This is a genomic window from Pedobacter sp. HDW13 (assembly GCF_011303555.1).
Taxonomy (GTDB): Bacteria; Bacteroidota; Bacteroidia; order Sphingobacteriales; family Sphingobacteriaceae; genus Pedobacter.
Map to the genome: position 1 here is coordinate 990,691 of NZ_CP049868.1, position 12,966 is coordinate 1,003,656.

7 protein-coding genes are annotated in these 12,966 nt (G+C 39.3%); all 7 read left to right on the plus strand.

The features are described from left to right. The first annotated feature begins 110 nt into the window (after window positions 1–110). The 7 genes from G7074_RS04065 to G7074_RS04095 all read left to right on the plus strand — a co-directional run bounded on the left by G7074_RS04065 (window position 111) and on the right by G7074_RS04095 (window position 12,943). Window positions 111–1,052, plus strand: coding sequence for a rhodanese-related sulfurtransferase (locus G7074_RS04065; RefSeq protein WP_124559508.1), 942 nt, complete (start codon window positions 111–113; stop codon window positions 1,050–1,052). Window positions 1,053–1,199: 147 nt separating this feature from the next. Next, window positions 1,200–4,082 carry a triple tyrosine motif-containing protein gene (locus tag G7074_RS04070; RefSeq protein WP_124559507.1) on the plus strand — a complete coding sequence of 961 codons (2,883 nt, stop codon included), beginning with the start codon at window positions 1,200–1,202 and terminating at the stop codon, window positions 4,080–4,082. Window positions 4,083–4,454: 372 nt separating this feature from the next. After that, a complete protein-coding gene (locus G7074_RS04075; protein WP_124559506.1) occupies window positions 4,455–7,484 on the plus strand; it encodes a TonB-dependent receptor in 3,030 nt (1,009 codons plus the stop codon). A gap of 11 nt (window positions 7,485–7,495) precedes the next feature. Then, window positions 7,496–8,980 (plus strand): RagB/SusD family nutrient uptake outer membrane protein, encoded by a 1,485-nt coding sequence (locus tag G7074_RS04080; protein WP_124559505.1) that lies wholly within the window; start codon window positions 7,496–7,498, stop codon window positions 8,978–8,980. Window positions 8,981–9,001: 21 nt separating this feature from the next. Further along, a complete protein-coding gene (locus G7074_RS04085; RefSeq protein ID WP_124559504.1) occupies window positions 9,002–9,829 on the plus strand; it encodes a LamG domain-containing protein in 828 nt (275 codons plus the stop codon). 69 nt (window positions 9,830–9,898) lie between these two features. Further along, window positions 9,899–11,566 carry a glucoamylase family protein gene (locus G7074_RS04090; RefSeq protein WP_124559503.1) on the plus strand — a complete coding sequence of 556 codons (1,668 nt, stop codon included), beginning with the start codon at window positions 9,899–9,901 and terminating at the stop codon, window positions 11,564–11,566. 12 nt (window positions 11,567–11,578) lie between these two features. Further along, window positions 11,579–12,943, plus strand: coding sequence for a glucoamylase family protein (locus G7074_RS04095; RefSeq protein WP_124559502.1), 1,365 nt, complete (start codon window positions 11,579–11,581; stop codon window positions 12,941–12,943). The last annotated feature ends 23 nt before the right edge of the window (window positions 12,944–12,966 follow it).

Genomic DNA, 12,966 nt, shown 5'->3' on the forward strand with positions numbered 1-12,966 from the left:
ATGGAGTTTACCCGCTATCTTACATTTTCCTTTTTCCATTTTTACATCTTACATAATTCTCTTATCTTTGCACCGCTTTAAACGCCGTTTGCAACGGTATCAACAGCGTTATGAAAAAATATCAGACACTACTTTACTATTGCTATAGCTACATAGCAGAGGCAGAGCAATTTGCTGCCGATCACCTAAAATTTTGTAAATCACTAGGCCTGGTTGGCCGTATCATCGTTGCCGACGAAGGTTTAAATGGTACTGTTTCAGGTACTCCAGAAGCCTGTGAAGCTTACATGAAAGCCATTCACGCGGATGAAAGATTTGCCAAAACAGAATTTAAAGTAGACAATGTAGAAGAACTTTCGTTCTTAAAAATGCACTGCCGCTACAAATCGGAAATTGTACATTCTGGTTTAAGAGATACTTCGATTATCAATCCAAATGAAAAAACAGGTAAACACTTGGAACCGGTTGATTTCATGAAAATGAAGGATGACGAAGATGTAGTAATTTTGGATGTACGTTCTAATTATGAACATAACCTGGGCAAATTTAAAAATGCCGTAACCCTCGATATTGAGAACTTCCGCGATTTCCCTGAACAAATTAACCAGCTCGCCCAATATAAAGACAAGAAGATTTTAACCTATTGCACCGGTGGCATTAAATGCGAAAAAGCATCTGCCCTATTATTGCATCATGGTTTTAACGATGTGTACCAATTGCATGGTGGCATTATCAAATACGGCAAAGAAGCTGGTGGAAAAGATTTTGAAGGCAAGTGTTACGTTTTCGATAACAGGATTGCGGTTGATGTAAACCAGGTTAACCCAACGGTGGTTTCTGTTTGCTATAATTGTGGTGTTACTACCCCTAAAATGATCAACTGTGCTAATCCGGAGTGCAATGAACACGTAACCCAATGCGATGCATGTGGCGAACAGCTTCAAGGCTGCTGCTCGGAAGCCTGCACCACGAATCCACGTAAGCGCCCTTATGATGGAACTGGTTATTATGTAAAAGTACCGCAGCCGGTTGGAAAACTTAGTTTAGCTTAAACTTACTCCTAACTTATTTATATAAAGCAGATGCAATATGAAACTTCATACTGTGTCTGCTTTTTTGTTTCGGTTGATCAACAAGTTAGTCAATTATCATTTTTTTATTTAATTTGTGTTTTAATCAGCATCCTAATTTAGCATTACATGCAAAAACTTCTATGTTTTCTTTTATTGCTTGTCGTTTGTACTTCTACCCATATTTTTGCTGCTGATATTAAAAGCATTGGTGTACCGTACATAGAAAATTATCCAAAATCAGTTTATTCATCAGGTAACCAGAACTGGAGCATAGCAAAAGACAAAAATGGTGTAATGTACTTTGGTAATGCCGAGGGTTTATTAACTTTCGATGGCCGTTACTGGCAGAAATACAGAATGCCAAACCGCCAGATTGTTAGAGCCGTTGCTACTGATAACCAGGGTAGAATATACACAGGCAGCTTTGGAGAGTTTGGCTTCTGGGCTATCAAAAACAACAAATTAAGCTATAATTCACTTACCAATCTCCTCCCAAAAGGTATAAAAATAGATGATGAAGTTTGGAAAATCTATATAGATCGCGACCGGGTAATTTTTCAATCTTTTTCAAAAATCTTCATCTACAAAAACAATAAAATCGAAGTGGTAAAGTCGCCTTCTTCTTTTTTGTTCTTGCATAAAGTTAATCAACGGTATTTTATAGAGGTGCTGGAGCAAGGCCTGTTCGAGCTTATTGGCAATAAACTGGTACACCTGCCGCAGAGTGAGCAAATGGGCAAAGAAGGAATTCTCTCCATTTTACCTTATAAAAACAACGGACTGATTATTGGCACCAGTAAAAATGGGCTTTTTACTTACGATGGCAACAATTTCACCCCTTTAAACACCCCGGCAAACAATTACCTAAAAACCTATCAGTTAAATAATGGTGTAAGTTTATTGGGCAAATATTATGCTTACGGCACCATTTTAAACGGTTTAATCATTATCGATGAAAATGGCAGGGTTGTGCAACGCATTAATAAATCGAGCGGATTGCAAAACAATACCATATTAAGTTTATACGCAGATAATGAGCAAAACCTCTGGACAGGTTTGGATAACGGAATCGACCGTATTGAACTCAATTCTCCCCTTTATTTTTACTTTGATAAAACAGGTCAGTTTGGTACCGTATACTCCAGTATCATTTTTAACAATAAAATTTATCTCGGCACCAATCAGGGCCTATTTTACAGCGAGTGGTCGCCGTATAATCTCCTCCCCTTCAATTTTCGTTTAATACCGAATTCGCAAGGACAGGTTTGGGAATTGGCCATTATCGATAATGAGTTAATTTGTGGCCATAACAGCGGTACCTTTAAGGTTTTGGGCGATCAAATAGAATGGATATCAAGATCATCGGGTGGCTGGACCATTAAAAAACTAAATTCTAACCCAAATTACCTGGTTCAGGGTACTTATACAGGCTTATCTCTCTTTACCAAATCACCAGGTGCAGGATTGAGGTTCGCAACAAAAATAGCAGGATTTGGAGCTCCTTCGAGATATGTTGAGCAAGACAACAGAGGCGACATTTGGGTGGGCCATGCTTACAAGGGCTTATTTAAATTAAGCCTTAGCCCCGATTATACCAGGGTAACGAGCACCAAATATTTTGACGAGAAAAATGGCTTACCAGGCAATTACAACATCAATATTTTCAATCTGGAGAATAAGATTGTCTTTTCATCTGATGCTGGTTTTTACACCTACGATGAGTTAAGTAATAAATTCACCAAATACGAGGTACTCAATAAAAACCTGGGCTCTTTCGAAACCTCGAATAAAATTATCCCAGCCGGAAGTAAAAAATATTGGTTCATCAATCACGGTAAAACCGCTTTGGTTAATTTTAGCGAACCTGGCAAGATAGAAATAGATTCGAACCAATTTAGCATTTTGGATGGCCGGATGGTGCAGTACTATGAAAATATTAGCCGCATAAGTGATTCAATTTATCTCATTAGTGTTGATGATGGGTTTGTGATTTATAATCCAACGGCTGAGCTAAACATCCAGAAACAAAAACTACCAGCCGTGTTGATCAGGCGGATTGAAGATATTACCGATAAATTTTCGCTGATTAGCGAAACTGGCAATGGCGAGGAGCCTACTGAGATTCAGAACAGCAGAAACAATATCCGCATTTCTTATACACTACCTTATTACAGGCAGGCCAAAGTGAAATATCAGTTTTACCTGGAAGGTTATTCGAGAACTTGGTTTGACTGGACTTACGCTACCCAAAAAGATTTTACCAACCTAAGTGCTGGTACCTATACTTTTAAAGTAAGGGCAAAAATTGATGACAGCACAGTAAGTGCCGAAACAGTTTATACATTCACCATCCTACGCCCGTGGTATTTGAATAATTGGGCTATATTATTTTACACCATTTTATTTGTGGTGGTTTTAATTTTGGGCAAAAAGATATATGAAAGGAAACTGCAGCGCGACAGTCAAAAAATTACCAACCGTTTAAAGGCAGAGCAACAGGAAAGATTAAGACAGGAAGCCGAAATTAGCGAAAAGCAAATCATTAAGCTCCAAACAGAAAAACTTCAGGCCGAGCTCGCTTCGAAAAACAGGGAACTGGCCAATTCTGCTATGACCCTGGTGTATAAGAATGAGCTGCTTCAAAAACTGGCAGATGATATAACCAAGCTTAAAGATGAAAACGGGAAGAAACTTTCTGATGAGCAAACCCGCAAAATACAGAAAGTAATTAACGACGGTATGAACGACGAGCGCGACTGGCACCTGTTCGAAAACAGCTTTAATGAAGCACACGAAAGTTTCTTTAAAAAGTTAAAGGCGCAACATCCTGATCTCGTACCTAACGATTTAAAGCTCTGCGCTTATTTAAGGATGAACATGAGCAGTAAAGAAATGTCGTCCTTACTGAACATCAGTTTAAGAGGTGTAGAGATCCGCAGGTACCGCCTGCGCAAAAAACTAGAAGTACCGCACGATAAAAATTTAACCGAGTTTTTAATGGAGCTTTAGGCTTTCGCATTCCTGAATTTTTCATTTTAATTCATTGTAAGATCAGTCGCCCCCTGGTACGGAAACGTTTGCGTAAAAAACGGTTTTTATCACTTTTTTGAAGTTTTGCCCTCACCAGGCACTACATCATTACCTCTCATAGCACTTTTTAAAGCCCCACAAAACACTTGGTGTGTTTTATACACTTACCCAAGTGTTAATGTTTTGTTAAAATTCAAAAAAACTGCGTTTTTGACCCAAAATCGCATTTGGTTTATTTAGGTGTGAAACCTTACAGCTGCTGTTGATGTATTAATGTAGAGGTAAAAACACTTGCACATCCACAAAAACAACCCCACATTTAACTAACAATTAAACTAAATTTTAATAAGCATGAAAAGAATCTTTACAAGAATTTCTGTTCTGGCCGTATTTTGTTTACTCGCAATTAACGTAGCATTTGCGCAAAACATTACTGTGAAAGGTAAGGTAATTGATGGCGGCGATAAAACTCCATTGCCGGGCGTATCTATTTTAATTAAAGGCACACAAAACGGTACACAGACAGATGTAAACGGCAACTACTCCATTAGTGTGCCGGGCAACGCCACTCTGGTATTTAACTTTGTTGGCTATACAGCACAAGAGCAGGCTGTAAATAACCAAACTACAATCAATGTATCCTTAGCTTCATCAACACAACAATTAGAGCAGGTTGTGGTTGTTGGTTATGGTACGCAGAGAAAAATTGATGTTACCGGATCGGTAGCTTCAGTTAAAGGCGAAGACATTTCAAAACAAGCGTCTGTTAATGCAGTAAGCGCATTACAAGGTAAGGTAGCAGGTGTTAATATTACCAACTCTGGTACGCCAGGTTCAACACCTCAAATCACAATCCGCGGTACAGGTACTATTTTTGGAGCCTTAGGTGTTTTATATGTAGTTGACGGAGTATGGTACGATGATATCAGTTTCTTAAACCCAGCTGATATTGCTGACATGAGTATCTTAAAAGATGCATCATCCCAATCAATTTATGGTATCCGTGCAGCTAATGGTGTTATCCTGGTAACCACAAACAAAGGTAAAACCGGTAATCCTGTAATTAACTACAACGGTTCAGTTGGATACAAAAAAGTAACCAACCAAATTGAAATGGCTAACGCTACAGAATATGCAACGATTATCAACGAATTATCGGCATCAAACTCCGCTCAGGCATTGTTTGCGAACCCAGCCAGCTATGGTGAAGGGACTAACTGGTATAATCAGGCCTTTAGAAATGCCCTGCAAACCAATCATCAAATTTCTATAAATGGTGGCACAGAGAAAACAACTTATAATTTTTCACTAGGTTATACAAATGAAGATGGTATTGTTAAAACCCAAAACTGGAAACGTTATACTGCTAAATTTTCAAATGATTTTCAAGTGTTGAAATCGTTAAAATTAGGTTATTCTATCTCAGGTACGTCAATTAACTCCAATGACATAAATGGTGGTATTTTCCGTCAGTTATATGCTGCTGGCCCGGTTGTTCCGGTTTACTACGCAGATGGAACTTATGGCGATGCAAATGATTTCAGCTTAGGTGGTGGTAATAACTTCAACCCTCAGGTAACCTTAGATTTCTTTAACCAAAAATCTAAAAACTACCGCATAAACGGTAATGTTTATGCAGAATTAACTTTTGCCAAAAATTTTACTTTTAGAACAAGTGCAGGTGGCGACTTCGGACAAAATGAAGTAAGAGGCTATACCCCTTCTTATCAGGCAACCCAGGGTCAAAGAAATGATATCAGTAAGTTAATTGTTAACAGAGATGAAAACAGAAACTGGATTCTTGAAAACACTTTAACCTATAAAAACACATTTGGTGATCATAATTTAACTTTATTGGCTGGTACAACAGCTCAAAGAAGAAAGAATTATTATATCAACTCCAGTGCATTAAATGTTCCATATTCAAGTGATGGCGATTTATATCTGGCTTTAGGTACAGCCTCGAATCGTGAGGTAATTGATGGAGGTAGTTTATCAACTTACCTATCTTACTTCGGTAGAGCAAATTATTCATTCAAAAACAAATATTTATTGAACGCTACATTACGTGCCGATGCTGCCTCGCAATTTTTTGGTGGTGGCGATCTTTGGGGTTACTTCCCTGCAGTTGGTGCTGGCTGGGTTATTTCCAATGAAGATTTCATGAAAGACCAAAATGTAGTGAATAACTTAAAATTAAAAGGATCGTGGGGTAAAGTAGGTAATGCTGGAGTTCCATTAAATCCAACTACTTTAACAGTAACGCAAAGTGCTGGTTATGTAGCTATTTTTAATGGCGTAGCGTATACTGGAGCAAGCGTTGCTTCGTTAGTACCTTCATTCTTAAATTGGGAACGTACAACAGGTACCGATATCGGTATTGAAGCCGCATTCCTTAAAAATCGACTGAATATTGAAGCTAGTTATTACAATAAGAAAACCGAACAGGCAATTTTCGAAATCCCGATCTTAAGCTCAATTGGTACTTCCTCAAGTAGAATGATTGGTAACCAGGCCGATTTACAGAACCGTGGTTTTGAGTTTTTAGCAACCTGGAGAGATCAACCGAAAGATGATTTTAGCTATTCCATTAGTGCAAACATAGGAATTAACAATAACAAAGTGTTATCGGTAATTACCGGTTTAAATCCAATTTACAATGGTGGGCAAGGTATTGCTAATGGTGCTTTGGCCACACGTACCGTTCAAGGAGGTCCAATCGGATCATTCTTTGGTTATCAGGTTGCCGGCATTTTCCAAACTCCAGCGGAAGTTGCAGCCTCTGCACAAAATACTTCTGCTAAACCTGGAGATTTTAGATATATAGATCAAAATGGTGATGGTGTTATTGATGGAAAAGATCGTGTTGTATTAGGAAATCCAAATCCTAAATACAGTTACGGTATCAATACAACTTTCGCTTACAAAGGATGGGATTTGTCATTCGATATTCAAGGTGTGGCAGATGTTGATGTTTACAATGCCAACATTGCCTATCGTTTCGGTAATGAGAACTTCAGCAAAGATTTTTACGATAACAGATGGCATGGTGCTGGTACCTCTAACACTTACCCTTCAGCGAACGTTGGTTCAACAACCAATGCAGCTCCAAACTCTTTCTATGTTGAAGATGGTTCATATATCCGTCTAAGAACAATTCAGTTAGGTTATGCACTCCCTGCAAGCTTAATGAGCAAATGGACAATGAAAAAAGTAAGGGTATTCCTTGATGCACAAAATGCAATCAACCTATTCGGTTATAAAGGTTTTACACCAGAAATTGGTTACGATGCTGGTTCAGGCCCTATCTCAAGAGGTATTGATGCCAGTGTGTATCCGCTTTCTGCTATTTATAGATTAGGTCTTCAAGTGCAATTCTAATACATACGACGATGAAATTAAATCATAAAAAAACATATATTCAAAAGTTTGGATTTATAGCTTTATGCGCAAGTACATTAGTGATACCCGCGTGTAAAAAGGATTTCCTGAATGTAGATCCTCAGGCCAAACAACCAGCGGTAACATTCTGGAAAACCCAGGATGATGCCACAAAAGCAGTTAACGCTATCTATGCCAATTTAAGAACCTGGGGAAATACAGCTTTCCCGGCTTTAGCAGTGGAAAGTATCCCTGGCGATGACGCCGAAAAAGGAAGTTCTGCTAATGACGCCAGTTATTTAAACAATTTTGATAACTATACAGCTTCTTCAACAGAAGGCCAGTTTGGCGGTTTTTGGGAAGCTCAGTATCAAAATATCAACTTGTGCAACCAGGTATTAGATAATATTCCGGCTATTAGCATGGATGCCAGCCTAAAGTCGCGCTACATTGCTGAAGCAAAATTTGTTCGTGCCTATTCTTATTTCAGATTAGTGCGTGCATTTGGTGATGTTCCTTTACGTTTAAACATACCAAAGGATGCCTCAGAATTTAACACTCCAAGAACACCAAAAGCTCAGGTTTATGCTGCAATTGAGAAAGATTTAGATGATGCTGCTGCAGTATTGCCTCAAACATACCCTGCTGCTGATTTAGGTAGAGCAACAAAAGGTGCAGCATTAGGTTTACATGCCAAAGTTGCGATGTATTTAGGCAAATGGGATGCTGTTCTTTCTTACACCAACACGGTTATGACTTTAGGTTACGATTTATATCCTAACTTCCAGGAAGGATTCCGTACCACCCGCGAAAATAACATCGAATCTGTATTTGAAATTCAATGCGAACTATTGCTAAACAATAAGGATGCTTCTAACTCTCAATACAGTCAGGTTCAGGGTGTTCGTGGTTCAGTGGCAGGCTGGGGCTTTAATGTGCCAACTGCTGCACTAGCTGCTGCCTTTGAGACAGGCGATGTAAGAAGAAATGGAACAATTATCTTCAGAGGAGAAACTACTCCACAAGGCGATGCAATTGCAGCAACAGGCGATAACCCAATGTATAATGAGAAATCTTATGTTCCATTTAGCTTAATTGTTTCTGGCTACACCGAAGGTTCTCAACAAAATGTACGTGTACTTCGTTTTGCCGACGTTTTATTAATGAATGCTGAGGCTGCTAACGAGCTAGGCAATACTACATTGGCTAAAACATCTTTAAACAAAGTTCGCGCTCGTGCCCGTGGCGGTGTTGCCGGTGTTTTACCTGATGTTACAACCAATGACAAAGATGCATTACGTCAGGCTATCTGGAAAGAAAGACAAGTAGAATTAGCTATGGAATCTGATCGTTATTTTGATGTAATTCGTCAGGGTCGTGGTACTGCTGTTTTCGGTGCTAAAGGCTGGAAAGCCGGTAAAAACGAAGTTTGGCCAATACCTTCTACCGAGATCGATAAAAGTGCAGGTACTTTAACACAAAATCCAGGTTATTAATCGCTTTTAAATTTTACAAAAATGAAAACAAAATATTTTTTATTGATGGCGACAGTAACACTGGGGTTATCATCCTGCCAAAAAGAATTTGATCCGGCCAGTTATGCCCCACCACTAAACATTGGCGGCTACACCAGCTCAAAGCAAATTGCTACCAGCAGCTTAGTAGCCTACTGGGCTTTTGATGGCAGCTATACCGATAGTATTTCTAATACTGTTGGTGTTAACACCGGAACCTCTTTTGCAAAAGGAATTAAAGGACAAGGCTTACAGGGGGCTTTAAATGGTTATGTGGTATCTAATACCCCAGCAGCGGTTCAAAGCTTAAAAAGTTTTACACTTTCCCTTTGGGAGAAAATGCCTTTAAACGATAAAGGGATTGTTGGTTTGGTAGATGTAGCTAAATCTTCTGATTTTTGGGGCAACCTTACATTTTTCTTTGAAAATGGCGGTGACGCTACCACTGGAAAATTAGTTGCAAGAACTTATACTGGTGTTGTTAACAACGGAGGTGATAATTTCTTAAAACTAACAGATCCATGGAACAAATGGAATCAAATTGTATACTCGTACGATGCTGCGACATCTACATTTAAAGTTTACTTCAATGGATCTAAAATTGGCGAAAAAACGGTAGCTAACTTAGGTCAATTAACTTTCCAGGATGCTGGTAAAATGGTTTTTGGAACGGTTCAATTCCAAACTACGCCAAGTTTAACTACATCAACTGGTAAGCAAGATTGGGCTAGTTATCTGGTTGGTCAATTAGATGAAGTTCGCATTTACAATAAAGCTTTAACAGCAGATGAAATCAGTGCTCTTGCAAAGCTTGAAGGTAGAGGAAAATAAAAATCCTACCTCAAAATAGGCACAATTTAAGGGGCTGCCAAATGGTAGCCCTTTTTAAAATCTCCCGAAATGAAAAAAAACTATTTCTTTATTCTAATCCTTTCTGTTTTTTTCTTTGCTTGCAAAAAAGGCGGCACCAACGATCCCGTAATAGATCCGGTTGCACCTCCATCAACTTATTCTTTTGCCGATTTAAAAGTAAACGGCACTTACAGCGGCTTTACCTATTATGGTTTAAACAATACGCCTGTTGTTAAAATTACCTTCTCTTCTGCTATCAACCTATCTTCTGTTAGTGGAAACATTACCTTAACCGATGCAGCCGGAAACACCGCAGCATTTACCCCAACCTTAGAAAATAACGATAATACCGTTGTAATTACCTCTTCGACATTGCAACCTATTACAAAATATATTTTAAACATTAATACTGGCTTGTTATCAAAAAGCGGAAACAAATTGCAATCGGCAATTACAGTAACCCTGATTACCGCAGTTGACGATACCGACAAATTTGCCCGCGTTACAGATGATGAACTACTTACCCTTGTTCAAAAACAAACCTTTAAATATTTCTGGGATTTTGGCCACCCAACCAGTGGTTTGGCCCGGGAGCGCAATACTTCCGGCAATACGGTTACTTCAGGTGGTTCGGGCTTTGGTATTATGGCTCTGATTACCGGGATTAGCCGTAATTTTATTAGCAGAGCAGATGGATTGGCAAGGATACAAAAAATAGTATCTTTCTTAAAAACCGCCGATCGCTTTCATGGCGCCTATCCACACTGGCTGGATGGAAATACCGGAAAAGTAATTCCATTTAGCGTTAAAGACAATGGTGGCGATTTAGTAGAAACTTCTTTCCTAATGGCAGGTTTAATTACCGCCCGACAATATTTTAACGGAATTGACGCAGCAGAGACTACTTTAAGAGCCGATATTAATTCCATCTACAATGGTGTAGAATGGAGCTGGTACCGGAAAGACAACGGCAATACCTTATACTGGCATTGGAGCCCCAATTATAACTGGGATATGAATTTACCCATTAAAGGATGGAACGAGTGTTTAATTACTTACGTGATGGCCGCAGCCTCTCCTACTTTTGCTATTCCTAAAACTGTTTACGATACCGGATGGGCACAAAATGGAGCCATGAAAAACGGCAGTAGCTACTATGGGGTTCAACTCCCGCTAGGAACAGCGAACGGTGGTCCGCTATTTTTTGCGCACTATTCTTTTATGGGCATTAATCCAACCGGTTTAACAGATGCCTACGCCAATTACGAAACGCAAACTAAAGCACATGCTTTAATCAATTACAATTATTGCAAAGCCAATCCACAGGGTAATTATGGTTACAGCGAAAACTGCTGGGGTTTAACAGCCAGCGATATTCAAAGTGGATATACTGCAAGTTCGCCAACCAACGATGTTGGAACCATAGCGCCTACAGCAGCACTCGCTTCTATGGCTTACACTCCCACCGAATCGATGCAGGCACTAAGGTATTTTTATTACAAGCTGGGCAATAAAACCTGGGGCGATTATGGCTTTTACGATGCTTTTTCATTAAAAGACCAATGGTTTGCCACCTCAACCCTGGCGATAGATCAGGGACCTATAGTGGTTATGATCGAAAATTACAGAACAAAACTAATCTGGAACTTATTTATGAGTGCCCCGGAAGTAAAAGCAGGAATGAAAAATCTTGGTTTTAGCAGTCCAAACCTTTAACAACACACACAAATGAAACTCAAATTTCAACATTTATTAATACTTACACTTTTTACCCTTTCGGCTTGTGCTCAGGACAAAAAGCAAGGTTACAATCCTGATCTTAGCATTAAGAAAAACCTTTCAGATGAACAATTACTAGATCTGGTACAAAAACAAACCTTCCAGTATTTCTGGGATGGTGCCGAACCTACTTCAGGTGCCGGCCGCGAGCGCTATCATGTAGATAATGTGTATCCCGAAAACGATAAAAGTACTGTTGCAACAGGCGCTACAGGCTTTGGCTTAATGGCTATTTTAAGTGGTATCGACAGGAGTTATGTGACCAAAAAAGACGGTCTAAACAGATTAAATAAAATACTCGATTTCCTGGCTAAGGCCGATCGCTTTCATGGTGCCTGGTCGCACTGGATTTATGGCGAAACCGGTAAAGTACGTCCTTTCGGACGCAAAGATAATGGTGGCGACCTGGTAGAAACTTCCTTTGTTGCGCAAGCCTTAATTTGTATCGATGCTTATTATAAAAATGGTACACCAGCTGAAAAAGCTTTAGCTAAAAAAGCTGACGAACTTTGGAAAGGAATTGATTTTAACTGGTACCGCAAAGGAGGTCAGAATGTATTGTACTGGCACTGGTCTCCCGAATACCAATGGGAAATGAACTTTCCGGTAAAAGGCTATAACGAATGTTTAATTATGTACGTTTTAGCTGCATCCTCCCCTACCCATACCGTCCCTACCGAAGTTTACCATCAGGGTTGGGCCAGAAATGGAGAAATTAAAGTCAATTATGAAGTTTACGGCCATCCTTTCACACTTGACTATCAAGGCCAGAAAAACTTGGTTGGTCCCTTATTCTGGGCACATTATTCTTATTTAGGTTTAAACCCCAAAGGATTAAAAGACCGTTATGCCAATTACTGGGAGAATAATGTAAACCATACGCTGGCCATTCACGATTACTGCGTAGCTAACCCAAAAGGTTTTAAAGGCTATGGCCAAAACAACTGGGGTTTAACAGCCAGTTATTCTGTTAAAGGCTATGCTGCACATAATCCACAAGAAGATTTTGGGGTAATTTCTCCTACAGCTGCCATTTCATCAATACCCTATACACCAAAAGAATCGATGAAGGTGATCAGACACCTTTACGAAGATTTAGGTACCAAAGTTTGGGGCAAGTACGGTTTTTATGATGCTTTTTCTGAAACGGACAACTGGTACCCGCAACGCTATTTAGGAATAGATCAGGGCCCGATGGTGGTCATGATCGAAAATTACAGGTCAGGACTGCTTTGGAAGTTATTTATGAGCAATACCGATGTACAAAAAGGTTTAACAAAACTTGGATTTGAAAGTCCGGAATTGAAGAAATAAGCCGGCAGTTAAAATTTTAGCAT

Excerpts from the sequence above, each read along its gene's own strand:
- G7074_RS04095 (WP_124559502.1), top strand. The coding sequence starts at position 11,579 with ATGAAACTCAAATTTCAACATTTATTAATACTTACACTTTTTACCCTT.
- G7074_RS04080 (WP_124559505.1), top strand. The coding sequence starts at position 7,496 with ATGAAATTAAATCATAAAAAAACATATATTCAAAAGTTTGGATTTATA.
- G7074_RS04065 (WP_124559508.1), top strand. The coding sequence starts at position 111 with ATGAAAAAATATCAGACACTACTTTACTATTGCTATAGCTACATAGCA.
- G7074_RS04090 (WP_124559503.1), top strand. The coding sequence starts at position 9,899 with ATGAAAAAAAACTATTTCTTTATTCTAATCCTTTCTGTTTTTTTCTTT.
- G7074_RS04085 (WP_124559504.1), top strand. The coding sequence starts at position 9,002 with ATGAAAACAAAATATTTTTTATTGATGGCGACAGTAACACTGGGGTTA.
- G7074_RS04075 (WP_124559506.1), top strand. The coding sequence starts at position 4,455 with ATGAAAAGAATCTTTACAAGAATTTCTGTTCTGGCCGTATTTTGTTTA.
- G7074_RS04070 (WP_124559507.1), top strand. The coding sequence starts at position 1,200 with ATGCAAAAACTTCTATGTTTTCTTTTATTGCTTGTCGTTTGTACTTCT.